Source organism: Algimonas porphyrae (assembly GCF_041429795.1).
In the GTDB taxonomy this organism is placed as follows: domain Bacteria; phylum Pseudomonadota; class Alphaproteobacteria; order Caulobacterales; family Maricaulaceae; genus Litorimonas; species Litorimonas porphyrae.
Map to the genome: position 1 here is coordinate 1,009,353 of NZ_CP163424.1, position 17,807 is coordinate 1,027,159.

23 protein-coding genes are annotated in these 17,807 nt (G+C 59.2%); 18 read left to right on the plus strand and 5 right to left on the minus strand.

The genetic code is table 11. The annotated features are described in order from the left end of the window. The first annotated feature begins 45 nt into the window (after positions 1-45). The 4 genes from flgG to AB6B39_RS05010 are packed head-to-tail and all read left to right on the plus strand — an operon-like array spanning position 46 to position 2,539. Positions 46-831 carry a flagellar basal-body rod protein FlgG gene (flgG, locus tag AB6B39_RS04995; RefSeq protein ID WP_284372986.1) on the plus strand — a complete coding sequence of 262 codons (786 nt, stop codon included), beginning with the start codon at positions 46-48 and terminating at the stop codon, positions 829-831. Between the two features lie 2 nt (positions 832-833). After that, entirely contained in the window at positions 834-1,256 is a 423-nt protein-coding gene (gene flgA / locus AB6B39_RS05000) for a flagellar basal body P-ring formation chaperone FlgA (protein WP_284372984.1), read from the plus strand. Then, on the plus strand, positions 1,253-2,008 hold the full coding sequence (locus AB6B39_RS05005; RefSeq protein ID WP_284372983.1) for a flagellar basal body L-ring protein FlgH: 756 nt from the start codon (positions 1,253-1,255) through the stop codon (positions 2,006-2,008). Before flgA ends, AB6B39_RS05005 begins: the two co-directional genes overlap by 4 nt. 9 nt (positions 2,009-2,017) lie before the next feature. After that, positions 2,018-2,539, plus strand: coding sequence for a flagellar basal body-associated FliL family protein (locus AB6B39_RS05010; RefSeq protein WP_284372982.1), 522 nt, complete (start codon positions 2,018-2,020; stop codon positions 2,537-2,539). 3 nt (positions 2,540-2,542) lie between these two features. Here the strand turns inward: AB6B39_RS05010 and AB6B39_RS05015 are convergent, their stop codons facing one another. Then, the gene (locus AB6B39_RS05015) at positions 2,543-2,893 is read right to left on the minus strand and encodes a flagellar hook assembly protein FlgD (protein ID WP_284372980.1); all 351 of its coding nucleotides are present in this window, start codon (positions 2,891-2,893) and stop codon (positions 2,543-2,545) included. A 9-nt stretch (positions 2,894-2,902) separates the two neighbouring features. Beyond that, the gene (locus AB6B39_RS05020) at positions 2,903-4,447 is read right to left on the minus strand and encodes a flagellar hook-length control protein FliK (RefSeq protein WP_284372978.1); all 1,545 of its coding nucleotides are present in this window, start codon (positions 4,445-4,447) and stop codon (positions 2,903-2,905) included. Between the two features lie 44 nt (positions 4,448-4,491). Here AB6B39_RS05020 and AB6B39_RS05025 point away from each other — a divergent pair, with 44 nt between their 5' ends. From AB6B39_RS05025 to AB6B39_RS05050, 6 genes are all read left to right on the plus strand, one after another. Continuing rightward, the gene (locus tag AB6B39_RS05025) at positions 4,492-4,821 is read left to right on the plus strand and encodes a rod-binding protein (protein ID WP_284372976.1); all 330 of its coding nucleotides are present in this window, start codon (positions 4,492-4,494) and stop codon (positions 4,819-4,821) included. After that, positions 4,818-5,207, plus strand: coding sequence for a hypothetical protein (locus tag AB6B39_RS05030; RefSeq protein WP_284372974.1), 390 nt, complete (start codon positions 4,818-4,820; stop codon positions 5,205-5,207). The genes AB6B39_RS05025 and AB6B39_RS05030 overlap by 4 nt, the downstream gene beginning before the upstream one ends. A 173-nt stretch (positions 5,208-5,380) precedes the next feature. Then, positions 5,381-6,556 carry a flagellin gene (locus AB6B39_RS05035; protein ID WP_284372971.1) on the plus strand — a complete coding sequence of 392 codons (1,176 nt, stop codon included), beginning with the start codon at positions 5,381-5,383 and terminating at the stop codon, positions 6,554-6,556. Between the two features lie 115 nt (positions 6,557-6,671). Next, positions 6,672-7,082, plus strand: a complete 411-nt coding sequence (locus tag AB6B39_RS05040) for a flagellar biosynthesis regulator FlaF (RefSeq protein WP_284372969.1) — start codon at positions 6,672-6,674, stop codon at positions 7,080-7,082. Between the two features lie 9 nt (positions 7,083-7,091). Next, positions 7,092-7,535 carry a flagellar biosynthesis repressor FlbT gene (locus AB6B39_RS05045; RefSeq protein ID WP_284372967.1) on the plus strand — a complete coding sequence of 148 codons (444 nt, stop codon included), beginning with the start codon at positions 7,092-7,094 and terminating at the stop codon, positions 7,533-7,535. Between the two features lie 3 nt (positions 7,536-7,538). Then, positions 7,539-8,381, plus strand: a complete 843-nt coding sequence (locus AB6B39_RS05050; protein ID WP_284372965.1) for a DUF1217 domain-containing protein — start codon at positions 7,539-7,541, stop codon at positions 8,379-8,381. Positions 8,382-8,394: 13 nt separating this feature from the next. Here the strand turns inward: AB6B39_RS05050 and AB6B39_RS05055 are convergent, their stop codons facing one another. Then, positions 8,395-9,723 carry a FliI/YscN family ATPase gene (locus tag AB6B39_RS05055; protein ID WP_284372963.1) on the minus strand — a complete coding sequence of 443 codons (1,329 nt, stop codon included), beginning with the start codon at positions 9,721-9,723 and terminating at the stop codon, positions 8,395-8,397. 125 nt (positions 9,724-9,848) lie between these two features. Between AB6B39_RS05055 and AB6B39_RS05060 the strand changes: the two genes are divergently transcribed. From AB6B39_RS05060 to AB6B39_RS05095, 8 genes are read left to right on the plus strand one after another with little or no spacing between them, the layout of a single operon-like run. Then, a complete protein-coding gene (locus AB6B39_RS05060) occupies positions 9,849-10,229 on the plus strand; it encodes a flagellar basal body protein (RefSeq protein WP_284372961.1) in 381 nt (126 codons plus the stop codon). Positions 10,230-10,275: 46 nt separating this feature from the next. Next, positions 10,276-10,671 carry a flagellar basal body rod C-terminal domain-containing protein gene (locus tag AB6B39_RS05065; protein WP_284372959.1) on the plus strand — a complete coding sequence of 132 codons (396 nt, stop codon included), beginning with the start codon at positions 10,276-10,278 and terminating at the stop codon, positions 10,669-10,671. A 10-nt stretch (positions 10,672-10,681) separates the two neighbouring features. Continuing rightward, positions 10,682-10,996, plus strand: a complete 315-nt coding sequence (locus AB6B39_RS05070) for a flagellar hook-basal body complex protein FliE (protein WP_284372956.1) — start codon at positions 10,682-10,684, stop codon at positions 10,994-10,996. 16 nt (positions 10,997-11,012) lie between these two features. Next, a complete protein-coding gene (locus AB6B39_RS05075; protein ID WP_371398758.1) occupies positions 11,013-11,282 on the plus strand; it encodes a flagellar biosynthetic protein FliQ in 270 nt (89 codons plus the stop codon). A gap of 15 nt (positions 11,283-11,297) precedes the next feature. Then, the gene (locus AB6B39_RS05080; protein WP_284372951.1) at positions 11,298-13,361 is read left to right on the plus strand and encodes a flagellar biosynthesis protein FlhA; all 2,064 of its coding nucleotides are present in this window, start codon (positions 11,298-11,300) and stop codon (positions 13,359-13,361) included. Between the two features lie 6 nt (positions 13,362-13,367). Then, positions 13,368-14,150 carry a flagellar biosynthetic protein FliR gene (locus tag AB6B39_RS05085; protein WP_284372949.1) on the plus strand — a complete coding sequence of 261 codons (783 nt, stop codon included), beginning with the start codon at positions 13,368-13,370 and terminating at the stop codon, positions 14,148-14,150. Between the two features lies 1 nt (position 14,151). Further along, the gene (gene flhB, locus AB6B39_RS05090) at positions 14,152-15,225 is read left to right on the plus strand and encodes a flagellar type III secretion system protein FlhB (protein ID WP_284372947.1); all 1,074 of its coding nucleotides are present in this window, start codon (positions 14,152-14,154) and stop codon (positions 15,223-15,225) included. Between the two features lie 2 nt (positions 15,226-15,227). Further along, positions 15,228-15,569, plus strand: coding sequence for a hypothetical protein (locus AB6B39_RS05095; protein WP_284372945.1), 342 nt, complete (start codon positions 15,228-15,230; stop codon positions 15,567-15,569). Between the two features lie 10 nt (positions 15,570-15,579). On the opposite strand, the gene galK is transcribed toward AB6B39_RS05095, so the two are convergent. Further along, positions 15,580-16,653 (minus strand): galactokinase, encoded by a 1,074-nt coding sequence (gene galK / locus AB6B39_RS05100; protein ID WP_284372943.1) that lies wholly within the window; start codon positions 16,651-16,653, stop codon positions 15,580-15,582. Next, complete coding sequence (locus tag AB6B39_RS05105; RefSeq protein ID WP_284372941.1) at positions 16,650-17,726, minus strand: hypothetical protein; 1,077 nt, start codon at positions 17,724-17,726, stop codon at positions 16,650-16,652. Before AB6B39_RS05105 ends, galK begins: the two co-directional genes overlap by 4 nt. Positions 17,727-17,807: the final 81 nt, after the last annotated feature.

A 17,807-nucleotide genomic window follows, 5' to 3' on the forward strand; every position in this document is an offset into this window, starting at 1 on the left:
GGATAACCCCTAAGACGGATAACTTTAGGAAAAGGAGGCTTCAGGATGAACGCCTTGAAAATCGCCGCAACCGGCATGGCCGCCCAGCAGATGCGGGTCGACGTCATTTCGAACAATATCGCGAATATGAGTACGACGGCCTATCAGCCGCGCGTCGCCGAATTCGCCGATCTAATCTATCAGCAATATCAGACACCCGGAACGCTCAGTTCGCAAACTGGCAGTACGGTGCCCGCCGGCATTCAGATCGGAATGGGGGTTCGCCCGACCACGGTTTCGATGGAAATCGTTCAGGGAGCCCTCAGTCAGACGGGCGGCGATCTCGATCTCGCCATCGAAGGGCGCGGATTCTTCGAAATCATTCAGCCAAACGGCGAGTCCGCCTTCACGCGTGACGGGAAATTCTACCGCGATGCGGAAGGCCTGATGGTCAATTCCGACGGCCATGCGCTGGCTGATCAGATCACAATACCGAATGACACGAACCGGCTGACGATTTCGCAGGACGGAGAGGTCGTTGCCTATTTCGATAATGCGACGGCCGGCCAGACGATCGGTACGCTGACCCTGAATGTGTTTGCCAACACCAAGGGCCTCGAAGCGCTGGGCGGCAATCTCTACCGCGAAACCGAAGCGTCCGGTGCCCCGATCAATGGGGCCGCCGGAACGGAAGGGATTGGCGTCATGCGCCAAGGTTATCTTGAAGATAGCGGCGTGGATGTCGTCGAGGAAATTTCCGAACTGATCGAAGCCCAGCGAGGCTATGAGCTGAACTCAAAGATCATCACGGCAGCTGACGAAATGCTCGCCGCGACGACGCGGATCCGATAGCCATGACCCGTCTCATCGCCATCACAGCGCTTCTTCTGGCTCTCTGCCTGTCGCCACTCGCCGCAAGCGCGACCAGTGCAGGCGATCAGGTCACGACGACCCGCGCCTTGCAGCGCGGTGCCGTATTGCGCCCCGCAGACGTCACCGGTCCCTACGCACAGGACGACTATGTCGGGTGGGAACTGACCCGGTCTGTTCGCGCTGGCGCCGTGCTGACCCCGCGGCATGTACGTGAACCCTTGCTGGTCAAACGCAATGAAACCGTCACGCTTATTTTCCGGCAGGGTCCGCTGACGATGGAAACGACAGGGCGCGCTTTGGATGAAGGCGGTGATGGTGCCCGGATCGCCGTCATGAACAGCTCATCGCGCAAACGCATTACGGGCCGGATCGTCGGTCCCGGATTAGTCGAGGTCACACCATGAGCCGAACGCTTACGACAGCAAGCTTATTTCACTCACGCGTTTCAGGACGGCGGTCTCTGGCCGTTACGCTTCTTGGCAGCATGTTGCTGACAGCCTGTGCGCATAGTCGCGCGCCTCAGGCGGTGACGACCGTCCAGGCCGCTCCCATCGCCTACGCTGCGCCGACACCTGCGGTTCACTCGCAGCCCGTCCAGACGGCATCACTATGGAGTCACAGTCCGGAATCCCTGTTCGGGGATCGCCGCGCCCGTGGGCCGGGTGATATTCTGACGGTCCAGATCAATATTGACGATCGTGCGGAAATGCGGGCTTCCGTCGCAACGGACCGGAGTTCGGCGGAAGGGTTCTCCATGCCGAACCTGTTTGGCATCGGCAGCTTGATCGAAGAGATCCTGCCCAATAATTCAACGCTCGACCCGGCTGTCGATCTGACCCGTAATTCTACAGTCGATGGTAATGGACAGTTGCGCCGGGGAGAGACATTGTCACTGACGCTCGCAGCTCAGGTGGCCGAAATCACGCCGAATGGCGATCTGGTGATCATCGGCCGACAGAATGTTCAGGTCGAAGGCGAGGCCCGGACACTGTTCGTGTCAGGAATCGTGCGTCGCGAGGATATTAGCCGTCGTAACGTCATCACGCTGGACAAGATCGCGAATGCTCAAGTGGGGTATGACGGCAGCGGGTCCGTCTCGCGAACGACGAATGACAAAATCGGAACCCGGGTCCTCGATACCGTGATCCCGTTCTAGGAGGCGGCCATGAAAGCCATTCTCTTTCCAGCCATTCTAGGCGTCAGCGCATTTGGCGGCGTCATGGTGGCGGACATTGTGCGTCCTTCAGCCCCGGCCAGCGGCGACACACATGAGGTGAAGGCTGATGCGCATGCCAAGCCCAAAAAAGACAGCCACGGCAAAGCCGAGAAGGGCGGTCATGGCGGTGAAGCAAGCTATGCAGGCGAGACGGAATTCCTCAAATTCAAACGCCAGTTCGTGGTCCCGGTCCTCAAGGACGATACGGTCCATGCACTGGTTCTGCTGAATATAGGTCTGGAAGTGTCGGCCAAGGAGCGCGACCATCTGTTCCGAATGGAACCGCGTTTTCGGGATGCGTTCATCCGCGAATTACTGGCCTTGTCCGATACGGGCTATCTGGACGGGGATCTGACGTCTCCGGACACCTATGAAGTCCTGCGCGAAACGCTGATCCGGGCGGCCCATGAGATTGCAAAGGATGGGATCAAGGATGTGCTGATCCTCGACCTGTCGCGGCAGGATCGTTAGGTTTCAGCTATCGGACGGGGCTGTCGCGCCGTCCGATCCCAGTGCCAGCTGCTGAGCCAGCATCGAGGCAATGCTCTCCAGAATTTGCGTATTCTTTGCCTGCAATTCCAGATTGGAGAAGGTGGCAAGCTGTTCGACGAACTGAGTCGAGTCGAGCGGTGCAAGCGGGTCCTGATTGCGGATCTGTGCGGTCAGCAGCTCCAGAAACGTATCGAAGTCCTGCGCGACGGAATCCGTATTGCTACCACTCTCGCCAGTCCCGGCGGGATCCTCCGCAGTCGCCGTGCCTTCATTGGCCAGTCGCACGGCAGACTCCTTGGTCTGGGCGAAGTGAGTCAGTGATGAAATATCCATAAGTCCGTCCTAGACAAGGATGTGAAGCCGGTCGGTCTGTCCGGACGACCCGCGTGTGAAAGACTGTGTCTGTGTGCTTTGTTGACTGGACTGCGTGTGGCTCTGACCGGCTTCCGATGTGTCGCGGCCGCTTTGATCAGACGATCCATCGGCGAACGTCCCATCGTCCTGGACAAAGGCGAAATCGCTCGAATCCCCCATTCTGACGTCGACTTCACCCGAGGCATTCTGCGACAGCGCCGCGCTGATAGCCGCCATCCGGTCGATCAGAGCCGCGCGTGCAGCCTCTGATTCCGGAATTAGCGTCACGACGGTCCGGCCCTGCGTATCAAATTGATACTCGAGCTGGATCCGGCCGAGTTCGGGCGGGTCGATCTGCAATGTCGCGCTTCGTGCGTTGAGCGTCAGTGCCACGACAGTCTGCGGGAGCTTGTCCAATGTGACGGGGGCCATGCTCGGTGTCGTTTGAATATAGTTGGCCGCCATGCGTTCGGCCAGTCCGCTGATCGGTGTCGGGACGGGCGCTTGCGGCGTCAAAGGCAGAGTTTTCGGCGTCGAGACCGTGTCGCCAGTCACGCTGGATAAGGTATTGATGGTTGGCAAATCGCTCGCCTTCAAGGTCTCGATCGCAGGGCGACCGGGTTCCGAGACGATGACGGTTTCCTTTGTTGCCACGCGTGCCTCAATGTCGCCAGTTACATCTGCGATGGGTGTCGTTTCCGGCTTGGCGATCTGTATTGTTCGCGTCGTGGACTCTGCGCTATCGGCTGGTGCGACACCAATCGTTATAGGGGTCAGCGTTGCAGCTTGCGCGGCCTGTTGCGGTGCAGAGGCGTCGATCTGACCCGCCACGAGCGCTGATCCGGATGCAGGTGCCTGGGCGCGGGTGCCTGATGGCGTCGTTGCGACCTGTTGCGCGTGGCGATCTGCGTCAATCGTCGGATCGGCTGCGGAAGGGAGGATAGCGTCGACCGTATGTGGCGCAGGGGGCGTGACTATACCTGCTTGCGTCTGCGGTGCAGCGTCAGGAGGTGCTGCGCCCGTTACAGGACCCGTTAAGGGAGCTCTCGCTGCGATGGCAGCGCCTCGTCCCGGCTGTGTGGCGGGATCGGTCGGCGATCCCGGTGCGACCCAAAGATCGGCAGCCATCAGCGTGTTATCTGGATTTGGCTCATTGCGCGTTGCTGTAGCGGGCTGATTGGCTGCTGCCGGATCAGAACTCAGGGGCGGCTGGGTCGCAACCGCAGGCGCGGTGGGATCCGCTTCAATGCGTTCCGTTCCGTTGATGTCGGCAATGGGAATGATATCGGGTTTGACGTCAGCGTGTGGCAGATCGCTGTCGACCAATGTGTCGCCCGTAAAACGACCTGCGGGCAGAGTTTTCGCAGGCGTATCAGCGCTATTGTCCTTGGTCGCGCCCTGTTCGTTCAAAGCCTCAGCAAAGCTGTTGTCGGGGAGTGTGTCATTTGTGCCGTTTTGCTCCGCACCACTGTCAGCCTGGACCGACCGGAGGGGTGTTGACGTCGGCGCAAGCGCATTGGGAAGGGCGTCCATGGGCCTAAAGTAAAACGAATATGGTTTACCTATAGTTTACGGCGATGCGTCATTCTGACGATATGATCGATCCGATTTCGTCCAGTCTGCTGAGCAACAGCCCCGCGACCTCCTCAATCAGTGTGCCGCAAGCGGTTGCTGAAAAGAATGCGGTCGAGCAGGTGGCGATGGATTTCGAAGCCGCCTTTATCGCGCAAATGCTGACTCATTCGGGACTGGCGGATGCGCTGACCTCTGGCGAAGGAAAAATGGCGTCGGCATTCGGCAGTTTCTTCGTCGAACATCTGGCTGAAGAAATGGCCCAGAGCGGCGGCATCGGTATGGCCGACATTATATATAAGCAGCTTGAACGCTACGAAGCAGGTGAAGGATGATGGCACAGCAGCCCCTTCTCGACATGCTCTCGCGCATTGACCGGGCCCTTCTGGCAGAGATTGAAATCCTGCAGGAAGGTCGTTTTACCGAGCTGCATAATGTTCAGATCGAAACTGCCGAAGCGATGAAGGGCCTGGATGAAGTCCGGCTCAATCTGAAACTGCCTGGAACAGACAGCGTGGCGATCGAACGTGCCATGGCAGGAATCCGCAGCCGTGCGGAACGTGCGCGGGGTTTGCTGGCATCTGCCCTCAACGGGGCGCGTGATGCGCGCGCACGCCTGGATGGATTGCACGCCGCAGAGCATCAGGTTGGGGCCTATACAGCGAACGGATTGCCCGTAGCACTGAAAAACTTCGCCTCGCCCTACAACAAAACACTCTAGGTTCACTTCTTGTTATAATCTCTATCCTAAACAGAGTCATAGCTCAGGAGAGCGCGGTCGGTTCTACCGGCCATATCGTCAGGACGACTTGGTCACCTTCGACCGCCATTTCGCAAGGAATGCGTCGAAGTAATATTAACGCGGGAAACTGCCCGCTCATTAGGTGAGATCCAATGTCCAGCATTAACACAAACCTTGGCGCCATGGTGGCGCTCGATACCCTCAAGGGCATCAACAAGAACCTCGGGATGGTTCAGAACGAAATCTCGACCGGTAAGTCGATCAACTCCGCAGCAGACAATGCCGCGATCTGGTCAATTTCCACAGTCATGGAATCCGACGTCGCCGGCTTCGAGCAGATCAGCAACTCGCTGAACCTCGGTTCCGCAACGGTGGGCGTTGCCCGCACCGCTGCAGAAGAAGTCGTGACCAACCTTCAGGACATTCGCGACAACATTATCGCGGCTCAGGAAAACAATGTCGACAAGGACAAGATCCAGATCGACATCAATGAGTCCATCGCCCAGATCGAGTCTATCGTTGCAGGGGCTCAGTTCAACGGTCAGAACCTGCTGAACAGCAGCGGTTCCATCAACATCCTGTCTTCGCTGAACCGCGACGCGGCCGGTAATGTCAATGCAGGTCAGATTTCGGTTGATAAGCAGAACCTGACAACTAACGCTGGCACGACGAGCGCGCTTGTCGGCGGTATCACTGCGGCCGGCGCCAGCGTCGCTGCCAACACAACGGCCGACGCCTACACGTTTGCGACAGGTGTCGCCGTGACCGAAGGCAACATCTACACGGTCGCCGTTGGTGGTGAAACCGTTGCCGTGACGGCCGGTGCTTCCGACGATCACGACTCGCTGGCCAACAAGCTGGTCTCCGCGATCAACGGTGCAGGCGTCGCCAACGTGACGGCTCAGATCAGCGGTACGGGCGATAATGTCGTGGAACTCGTCAACGGCAATGCCGGGGTCGTCACGACGACGATCACCTCACAGACCAGTGTCAACGTCGCCGGTGGCGCTCTGGCCGGACTGAACAGCATCAATGTCGGTTCTACCGGGAACGCCGCTATGGCGCTCAACGATATCGAGAACATTCTCGGAAACGCCATCGACGCTGCCGCCCAGTTCGGTTCCAAGCAGAAGCGTATCGATAACCAGATCGGGTTTGTCTCCTCGCTGGGTGACAGCCTGAAAGCTGGTATCTCGACGCTGACGGACGCCAATCTGGAAGAAGCCTCTGCCCGTCTGCAGGCCCTGCAGGTTCAGCAGCAGCTGGGTGTTCAGGCTCTGTCGATTGCCAACCAGGCGCCACAGGCCCTGCTCAGCCTGTTCCGATAGGAACTGGCTAGACGCTAACGACTTCGTTTCCCGGCTCTCTGGGCCGGGAAACACTCAAACCAGCCGCGCCTGATGCGTGGTCGGACCCGACGCTCCGATAGCACAGGATTTCGCTATGGCACTCATGACCTCCCACGCCTTCAACGCACAAAGCGCTTACGGCAATATGGGACAGGCGACCGGTTCAGGTCGCGACATCGAAGTCAGAGTGTTCCAGACCGCTATCGCCAAGCTCACGCCCTATGCGGGCCCCGAATTCAAACTGACCGGCGATGCCGCCGAAGTCTTGTCCGAAAATCTACGTCTCTGGGACCTGCTGACAGTCGACCTGGCGCATCCCGATAATGAGACCGCTCCGCAGCTGGCCAGCCAGCTCCTGACACTCGCACGGTTCGTCCGGTATCATACGCATACGCTTTATACCGGCAGTGGTACGGTCGATATTCTGCTCGAAATCAACACGGCAATTCTGCAAGGCCTGCTCGGCAGGCCGGGTCAGGTCGCTGACGCGCAGTCTGCGGCATAGGGGAATATTATGGCCGGTCTGCTTATCAGTCTGAAACCGAACGAAAAGTTTCTGGTCAATGGCGCCCTTCTGTCGAATGGGCCGAAGCGCGGTCAGATCTGCGTCGAAGGCGAGGGCATTAATGTGCTGCGTCTGTCCGACGTCATTCATCCAAGTGAAGTCCGCACACCTGTCACGCGCCTCTATAGCGCCATCCAGACTTTGCTGTCCGGTGATGCGTCGAGCGACGATGTCAGCGATGCCATTGAAGCGCAGTACCGCACGCTCAGCGCGGTTTTCGACGGGACGAAACTCGATGAGATGTTGTTCAAATCCTACAAGGCCTGGGTCGATGGACGGATCTATTCGTCCCTTTGCCGCCTGAAGCCGCTTCTGCCGATCGAGGCGGAATTGCTAGGCTTGGACGCCGTCGAACCAGGAACATCAGCCATGCCTTTGGCGGCTGCGAGTTAAGCCATGCCGATCCCGCCCAGTCTGATTGGCGGCTCGCTGCCGGGTTGGGCCTTCCTGCAGGAGACGCGGGAGCGGCAGCAAGCGACCTTCGAGTCTTCAACCGATATCCAGCGCAATGTCGATGGCATGCGCGAAAAACTGACTCAGCCTTTCACGCTCGACGAATTGATGGGCGATCGGCAGCTCCTGCGACCCGTTTTGCAGAGCTTCGGCTTGCAGGACGAAATCGACAAGGGCGCTTTTATTCGACGCATTATTTCGGATGGCCCGGATGATCCGCAAGGCTTTGCGCGACGTCTGAACAATACAGACTTCATCGAATTGTCTCGAACCTTCGAGGCCGATCCCGACGGTTTGATCCGGCTGAGCGATACGGAAGTCGATAATCTGATCCAGGCCTATCAAGACGAAGCGTTCGAAGTGGCCGTCGGCGAACAGGAGCCGACCTTGCGACTGGCTCTGAATTTCGAGCAAGAAATCGGTGATCTGGCTCGCGATGCCGCGTCTGATCGATCCTTCTGGTTCAAGGTCATCGGCAGTGCGCCGCTGATGGAAGTCTTCCAGGCCGCATTCATCCTGCCGGACGGGTTTGCGAACCTCGATGTCGACAAACAGGCCGACTATCTTCAAAACCGCGCCGAACAGCAGATCGGATCGGACCCGCGTGCCATTCTGGCGACGGATGAAGGGGTACAGACCACAGTCCGCAAGTTCATCTTGCAGACCCAGTTGCAGAACGGACCCGACGCGCTGACGCCGGGCGCAAGCGCATTGACACTGCTGAGTGCAGGGGCTGGTTTCGGGTCGCAAAGCCTGTCCAGCCTGATCCTGTCCAACGCCGTCTAGCGTCGAGACGACACTAGCCGGTCACGCCGATCGCATTCTGCAGACCCGCAAAACTCTCATCGATCGTAGCGATATTGCGCTGGCGCAGGAAGGTGTCGAACTGTGGGTGGCAGGCGACCGCCTTATCGAGCACTGGATCCGAGCCCGCTGCATAGAGACCGGACTGCACCATGAGGCGCCCATCTTCATAGCTGCGAAGCAGACTCCGGGCTGATGACAGTAGCGCATTTTCCGTTTCGCTGGCCGCATTCGGAAGGGCGCGGGAAATGCTGCGCCCGATGTCAATGGCGGGATAGCGGCCACTTTCCGCGATGGCCCGGTCAAGAATGATGTGACCGTCCAGAATACCCCTTACCGTGTCGGCGACGGGTTCTTCCATGTCGGATCCCTGCACCAGGACCGAGAAGACGGCCGTAATATCGCCTCCTGTGCCGTCCGCCCCAGGCCCTGCCCGCTCGCACAAGCTGGCAAGCGCAGGGAAGGTTGATGGCGGAAAAGCCCGCAAGGCGGGTGTTTCCCCGACTGATAGCGCGACTTCGCGGTGGGCTTGCGCAAACCGGGTCAGGCTGTCGAACAGGAACAGGACATGCTGTCCTTGGTCGCGGAACCGTTCCGCCGTGGCCATGGCCAGTCGTGCGGCACGCAATTTCGCGGCAGGCGGCTGGTCGGACGTGGCGGCAAATACAACGGTGTTTCGCATCGCGTCCGGGCCGACGACCTCTTCGACGAAGCTCCGAACTTCGCGGCCACGCTCTCCAATCAGGGCGATGACGGTCACGTCCGCATTGCTGCCCTGCGCCAGACCGCCCAGCAGAGAGGTCTTGCCGACGCCGGACCCCGCAAACAGGCCCATACGCTGACCCCGGCAGAGGGGCAGAAATGTATCGATGGCGGCGTAACCCGTTGTCAGACGCCCGCCCAGTGTCCGTCGGTGACCGGCAGGCGGCGGAGACGCAAAAAGATCGACGGCGTCCTGTCCGGGGCGCGGATGCGTCCCGAAAGCATCGCGGCCGTCATAATCCAAGACCTTGCCAAGCCAGTCCGGCCCGGGGCGAAGGGCGGATTCCGGAACCAGTTCTGCGCGCAGGCCCGACGTAAGTCCCTGGCTTGATCCGTAGAGGGCAACCGTGACGCTCTGGCCATCATCGGCGATCACATCGCCGCGCCGTGTTCCGTCAATGACCATGCGGGCGCCAATCCCAGCCTGTCCACACAGCCCGGCGACCTGCACGGTCTGCCCGGCGCAGGACAGGACAGTGCCGGTTCGTGTGACGACACGCGGCAGCGGCGCGTCAAACGCGGCGCTGAGTTCGGACAATGTCTGCTCCTGCAGCCGTGTCATGTCATGGACCTTCAAGGTCGAAAGGAAGGGCGGCTGAAAACCGTTACAGGTCTATTAACCATTGGTTTAACCATCTGTCCTAAATCTCAACACACAATTAACGTCGCTTGCAAGGATTGCAGAATATGGCGCCCCCGATTCCAAATGCGGGACAGCATCCCGTCTCGATGCTGGCATTATCATCGTCCATGGCCCGTCACGCGGCCACGCGACATGCCCTTATCTCTGAAAATATCGCCAATGCCGACACGCCGGGCTACCGCGCGCGCGATGTTGCCGATTTTGCCGAAGTCATGAAGGCGCAGACACAGCAACCTGCAGGGTCCGGTTTCGATCCAATGCCGATCATCGAACGCCTGTCCGCCGGCTCGCCCAATGGCAATACGGTCAGCCTCGAAGACGAGCTGATGCGCGGCGCCAAGGCGCAGCAGGATCACCAGATGGCCGTTTCCATCTATCGCAGCACACTCGGCCTCATGAAAACCGCAGTCGGAAAGAACCTGTGATCTGACGCCTTAACTGGATGGTTCGCGAAGAAAGGATTTCTCGCTCATGATCGACCCCCTCTCCCAGACAATGAACGCCGCCTCGTCCGGCATGCGCGCGCAGTCACAGCGCCTGTCTGTTGCGTCTGAAAACCTCTCCAATGCGGACACGCATGGCTACAAGCGCAAGATGATGAGCTTCACACAGCAGCTCGACATGACCACAGGAACGACCACCGTACAGGCCGGCAGTCCGACCCTGGATCGAAGTCAGGGCGAGATGATGCATGACCCCAATCATCCACTCGCCAATGATCAAGGCTTTGTCGAAAAATCCAATGTCGATATGATTATCGAGATGGCGGATGCGCGCGAAGCCAGCCGCTCTTTCGAAGCCAATCTGACAACCTTCCGGCAGGCCGGTGAAATGTATCGCGGCCTTCTGGGTCTGCTGAGTCGCTAAGGAGTAGGTCGTGGATATTACATCGAATTCCGCCGCCCTGTCAGGTGCCGCCCGTCATTATGGGATGGCCAAGCGGGTCACTGCCCCCGAAGCCCAGACAGGTGCGCAGAACCAGGATGGCGGCATGGTGGCCAAAGGCGTCGAGAGCTTCTCCGACGTTATGAAGACCGTCGAAACGACGACGCAGCAATATGCCGCCGGGACGACGGACGCGCAGTCTGTGGTCGAAGCGCTGGCCAATGCGGAAATGGCCCTAGAAACGGCCGTTACAGTCCGCAACCGTGTCGTCGAAGCTTATCAGGAACTCCTGCGGATGCCCATCTAGTGGCCGGAGGCTTCTGATCATGGACGAAACGGGGGTTTTGAACCTGCTCCGTGAAGCCCTCTGGGCGACGGCGCTGATGGCTATGCCATTGCTGATCTCGGCGCTGGTCGTGGGTCTACTTGTGGGTCTGGTGCAGGCGCTGACATCGATCCAGGAAATGACGTTGACATTCGTGCCGAAGCTCGCGGCGATGCTCGTCGTGATGTTTCTGACCTTGGGCTTCATGACCAATATCTGTCTGGCTCTGTTCGACAATCAGGTCATTCCCATCGTTGCAGGCGGCTAGGGAGGATTGAGCCCAGTGAAATCACGCGGCGCAACGGTCGGTCTTGCGGTCGGTCTCATGGCGGTCATCGTCATGATGATCCTGCCCATGCCTGCCTGGGTGCTGGATATGGGCGTGGCGATTTCGTTCGCCTTCGCCATTCTGATTTTCACGATGACGCTGTTCATCGAAAAGCCGCTCGATTTTTCCGCCTTTGCCTCCGTCCTCCTCGCCTCGCTGCTCTTGCGTCTGTCGTTGAACGTGTCTTCGACCAAACTGATCATCGGGCAAGGCCATACGGGAACGGATGCAGCTGGGTCGATCATCGAAGGCTTCGCCATGTTCGTCATGGGCGGCAATATCGCGATCGGCCTGATTGTCTTTTCCGTTCTCGTGATCGTCAACTTCATGGTCATCACCAAAGGTGCAGGCCGGATGGCGGAAGTCGGCGCTCGCTTTGCACTGGACGCCATGCCGGGCAAGCAGATGGCGATCGATTCCGATCTGGCGGCGGGCGCAATCAGCCATCAGGAAGCCAGCGCCCGGCGTGAGCGCGAACAGGAAGAAACCGCTTTTCTGGGTTCGCTCGACGGTGTGTCGAAATTCATGAAGGGCGATGCCATCGCCGGTATTCTGATCACGCTCCTCAACCTGTTTGCGGGTATTGCGATCGGTGTCGGCATGCACGGATTGTCATTCGGACAGGCGGTCTCCAATTACGCAATTCTGACCGTCGGCGACGGCCTGGTCAGCCAGATTCCGGCCGTCATCATTTCCGTTGCCGCAGGTCTGCTTCTGTCTCGCGGGCGCGGCGACGGCGCGGTCGATCTCGCCTTGCTCGATCAGTTCGGGCGTCACCCTTCAGCCCTCGCGGCTGTAGCCGGGATCATGGTGGTCTTCGCCGCCTTTCCGGGCTTGCCGGTCGTGCCTTTCATGATCGGCGCGGCAGGGCTGGGCACGATGGCTGTCATTAGCTGGCAGAAGAAGCAGAAAGCGGAGCAGGACAGTGCGGAGGCGGCGGCCATACCCGAAGCGACGCCGGAACCGACGATCGGCGACATGCTCGATCTGGACGAACTCTCCGTCGAATTGTCGCGCGATCTGGTCGGTACCGTCATGGGGTCGGACTTCGGCGTCGATAAGCGCGTTCAGAAAATCCGAAAATATATCGCGACCCAGTACGGCTTTATCCTGCCGCCGATCCGCCTGTCCGATGATCCGTCACTGCCGCGGCACAGTTACAGGATCCGACTGCACGGTGCCGACATGGCGACGCAGACTCTGATGGCGGACCGCCGCTTGGCGTTGGTCGAAGCCGGCGAGCATACGCACATCCCCGGAGAAACGACGCAGGAACCGGTCTTCAAAGCCCCGGCCAGATGGGTCGAACCGGCTCATGAGAACGAGCTGACGCTCCTTGGTGTGACGACGGTGGCACCGGTCGAAGTCCTCGCGACCCATTTGCTGGAAGTGATTCAGGACAATCTGCCGGCCTTGCTGACCCGACGCGCCCTGCGCGAAACGCTGGACGCGTTCAAGGCCGTGTCCGAATCTGACCGCGCCGAAGGCAATAAGAAACTGATGGAGGAATTCTTCCCCGACAAGGCTCCGGTGGAGTTGCTTCACTCCGTCATGCGTTTGCTGCTGGAAGAGCGCATTTCTGTTCGCAACCTGCCTTTGCTTCTGGAAACGGTGGCGGATGGGAAATCGGCCAACCTGAATGCCGAAGCCATCACCGATGTCGCCCGTCAGCGTCTGGCGCGGCATTTCGTTGGTCAATATCGGAATGAGACGGGTCAGCTGCCGATCGTCCGGATCGGCGATGGTTGGTCCGCCAAGCTGGGTGAGCGCGAAACTCGCGACGACGCAGGCCGCTCCGACATTGCCTTGTCGCCGGATGAATTCAATCAGTTCGCCCATGATGTCCGCGCGCAGCTTGATCAGGCCGCACGAACGGGCAGTTACGCCGTCATCGCCGCCCCCGGGCACTGGCGTCGTTTCGTACGATCCGTGCTGAAGACGAAGGGCGTCAAAAATCCCGTGCTGAGCTACGCCGAAATCGCCGCCAATGAAAAACCGCTTATTCTCGGATCGGCGTAACTAGCCGTGGCTGGCGCTGGACAACTTCTGTCGGCACTGGCCGAAGCCTTTGGCCCACTCGTCACATTGATATGGCCTATCTTCGGTCTGTTCGCACGTCTGTCGCTATTCTTTATGCTGGTGCCGGTCTTTGGCGAACGCGCCGTGCCGGCACGCCTGCGCATCGGGATTGCGGCGCTGTGTACCTTCCTTCTTTTCCCCGTCCTGCAAGACAGTCTGCTGGCATTACGCGATAGCAGTGCGTTTGAGCTGATCATCACTGAAGCACTGACAGGGTTCGTGCTGGGGTTTGCTTTGCGTCTTGCGGTTCACGCGCTGCAGATCCTCGGCATGATCGTTTCGCAGTCCCTCTCTCTGTCTCAGGTGCTGGGCGAAGGCATTGCGACGGAGCCCAATACAACGATTAGCACGATGCTGATGCTGGCGGGTGTCACTCTGCTCGTATCCATGAATCTGCATATCGAACTGATCGGAGTTCTGGCGGGGAGTTTTACCGACATGCCTGTCGGTACGGTTCTGGATATGCAGGTTTCCGCCAACTGGCTGACCCAGATAACGGTCGGTCTGCTCAGGCTCTGCCTGTCGCTGGCTCTGCCGTTCGTCATATTGAATTTCGCCTACAATCTTATTCTCGGCTTTCTCAATCGGGCCATGCCGCAGCTGCTCGTATCCTTTGTCGGTCTGCCGGGCATGACCTTGGCCGGCCTGTTCCTGCTCGTGATCTGCGCCTCCGCCATGATGATGGCCTGGGTGGAAGCAGTCGGTGCCTTGATGGTGGAGGCCAGCTAGCGTGTCCGAAGAAAATGACAGCAGTCAGGAAAAGAGTTTTGAGCCGACCCAGGCCAAGATCGATGATGCGCGCAAGAAAGGCGATGTCGCCAAGTCGGCAGAGCTGGCCTCGCTAGCGCTTTATCTCGGCATCGCCATTGCCATCATGACATTGGGCGGATCGCTCGGGCTCAATCTGATGTCGCGGTTTTCAGGGCTGCTGACCTACCCTGAACGTGCCGGGGAACTGGTTTTGACGGCAGGCGGTGCGACTGATCTTCTGGGAGCGATTGCGCTGACATTCGTGCCGATCATGCTCATTCTCGTGGTCGCCGTCTTTGTCTCCATGATCGCCCAGCGTAGCATTGTCTTTGCGCCGGAAAAGCTGCAGCCCAAACTGTCGAAGATTGGAATGATCTCGAACGCCAAACAGAAATATGGTCGGGACGGCATGGCGGAATTCGCCAAGCGCGCGGTCAAGCTGGTGGTCATCTGTGTCGCTGCAGGCGCGTATCTGATCCGCTTGGTTGGCGAAGTCAGTCACGAGATCGGGCGGCCTGAAGGTTATCTTTTCTCCAAACTGGCAGGGGAAAGCCTGTTGCTGCTAGGCTGGATGGCAGCGGCGACCTGTCTGATCGCGGCTGTCGATCTGCCCTTTGCCAAATGGTCCCATTTGCTGAAGCTCCGCATGACCTTCGAAGAGGTCAAGGATGAGAACAAGAAGAATGAAGGCGACCCGTTGATGAAGAGCCAGCGGCGGGCCAGAGCGCGCGAAATCGCCAATTCAACGATGCTGGCGGATGTCGCCATGGCGAATGTGGTCATCGTCAACCCGACCCACTATTCGGTTGCGCTGAAATGGGATCGCGCTGCGGGTGGCGCGCCGGTTTGTGTCGCCAAGGGCGTCGACAGCATGGCCTTTGCCATCCGCGAAAAGGCCAAAGAACACGGCATTCTAATTCACTCCGATCCACCCTGCGCGCGGGCACTGCATGCAACAGTCCCTGTCGGCGAGGCGATCCAGCCAGAGCATTACGCCGCTGTCGCTTCGGCCATCCATCTGGCCGAAACGCTCTCTCGCCGCGGGAGCTACTAGCCATGGCCTTGCGAACGCTCGTCACACTGAAGCGTGCGGCCCTGCAAACCCAGATCGATGCACTCAATGCCCGAGAGGCTGTTCTGATCCGCAAGTTGACACAGCTTGACGACCAGACCGACGGGGCCCTGGATCAGGCTGGCGGTTTTCAGCGGGCTGCCATGGCACGTAATACCGCCCGGTCGCTATCAGGACAGTTGAACCGTGAGCGGGAGCAGGTCGTGAGGCAACGCGACACGCTGTTACGCGAGCGCCTGACACTCGATATCGCGTCCGAAAAACTGGAAGCCGATGATCGCGCCCAACGTCGATTAGAGGCCAGCCGCGCGGACCTGAAAGGCTGAAATGGTCGACCTAGCAGACCCATGATGCTGCAGGGTGGGCGCGGAGCAACCTGTCTTTCCAGACCTCGACCTGGTCTTTGGCGACGCAGGCCACCATACAGCCCCCAAATCCGCCGCCCGTCATGCGGGCTCCCATAGCGCCGAACGCCTGTGCATCCTCGACGAGTGAGTCGATCGCAGGCACCGTGATCTCAAAATCGTCCCGCATGGAACGGTGGCTCTCATTCATGTGAATACCGAAGGCCTCCATGTCATGAATGTCTTCGTTATGAAGTTTTGCGGCGGCCAAGATCGTCGACATGTGTTCAACGCGGCAATGTCGCGCGCGACGAAAAAGGACCGGATCGACCTCTGATAGCGCCCGCAGCGCCGCTTTGCTGATCAAGCAGATGTCATCATGGCCGATGATGCGCTTGATCGCGTCGCATTCCTCCTTGCGAATCTTGTAGCGACCATCGCTCAGCTTGCGGTGAATGCCGGAGTGGATCACCGCAAAATGATAATCTTTGGGCAGGTCGATCAGCTCATAGTCGAGAGTTTTCGTGTCGAGTGAAAGCGCCTGACCAGGTTTCGAGATAGCGACCGCCATCTGGTCCATGATTCCGCACGGGACGCCGATAAAGTCATTCTCGACCTGTCGAGCCAGCAAGGCGATGTCGCGGCGGGGCCGCTCTGTTCCCGATAGTACCTGCGCCGCGTCCAGCGTACCGACTGTGACGGCTGCCGAAGAGGATAGTCCCGCACCGACAGGAAGGTCGGTGGCGACTGCCACATTTGCACCCTCGGGGCCAAAACCTTGCGCTTTGGCGAGCTGTAACGCGCCGACAATATAGTCGGACCAGTGGTCCTGCGCCGTGTCGGACAGCAAGCGATCGGCCAGGCCGTCAAATCCCTCAGATATGATGCGCACGCGTCTATCCATCCGGGACGAGACGGCCAGCGTCACGCCGCGATGCAACGCCGTCGGCAGAACCTGGCCGCCATTATAGTCCGTGTGCTCTCCGATCAGGTTCACTCGCCCCGGCGTAAAAATCGTGGCGTCTGGCGCATGACCGAAGGCCTCGTGAAACGTCGTTTCGATCATATGGCGGATAGCTCTTTAGCGGCGCGTTCCGGCATAACGTCGACGGTAAACGCGCCTGTGGCCTGCTCGACGGACGCCAGATATTTGATCCGTCCCGGTGCGCGCATGAGCGGGTAGAACTGCGCGCTGAATTGCCAACCCGTCTCATATCCGACCGGGGCCGCATGAAGTGATAGCATATAGGGCGTCGTTTCCCCGAACAGCGCGTCGTAGCGCCGGCTCATGTCGCCCAGAAGATAGGCAAAGCCGTCCGCTTCCTCCTCGCTGAACTCCCAAGGCCCCAGAACGGGACGACGGGGAACGAGCCATGTCTCATAGGGAAAACGGGCAAAAGGTGGACACACTGCATCAACGCCTCCTGCTTCGGCAACCGCATAGACATCCCGGTTCTCGGCCACGTGGGCAGCCAGATCATAGCCTTGCTGAAATCCGCGCGCTGCCGCTTTTTGAACCTGCGGTACAAAAGGAAAGGCGTAAATCTGCCCATGCGGATGATGCAAAGTTACACCGACCGCATCACCGCGCGATTCGAACGGCAATACGAAGTGATTGCCTTGTGCAAACAGGGTCGAATACCGGTCCAACCAAGCGGCGAGAAGTAGGCGTCGCGTGGCCTGTCCGACATCGTGCAGATTACCTGTGCGTTGTGGCGTGTAGACAACGACATCGCAGTGACCCCGCGCCACGGCACTGTCCATGCCAGGGATGGTTTGTGGATCCGGAGCCTCGCGGTGGAGGCTGGTGAACTTGTTCTCGAAAATGGCGAGCTCGAAGTCGTCAAACGGGATTTCGGTTTCCGGTCCGTCAGACTGTGTCGGCGAGAGTGGATCATCAGCCGGTGAAGGCTTGAACGTCCGGTTCTGACGATGGGGCGCGTAGAGGTTCCATTCCTGCCGAAGCGGATGAAATCGCAACTCGCCGCCTCTGGCGACCGCACCGCCAGCCTGTGGCGCAGGGTCGCCCCGATGGATCTCATAACCATAAAGCAGCAGGTTGCGCCCGTCTGCCTTGGTGAAGTTGCGGCGAAAAATGGGTCGTCCCGAAGCTAGGGCAATGGGTTGAGGGTCCTGCATGCCGCGCCCTTAGGGCATTTGGTTCCTCATGACCATTTGGTCGTAAGACTATTTGGGAAGCGGCTGGAAAAGGGCTAGTGC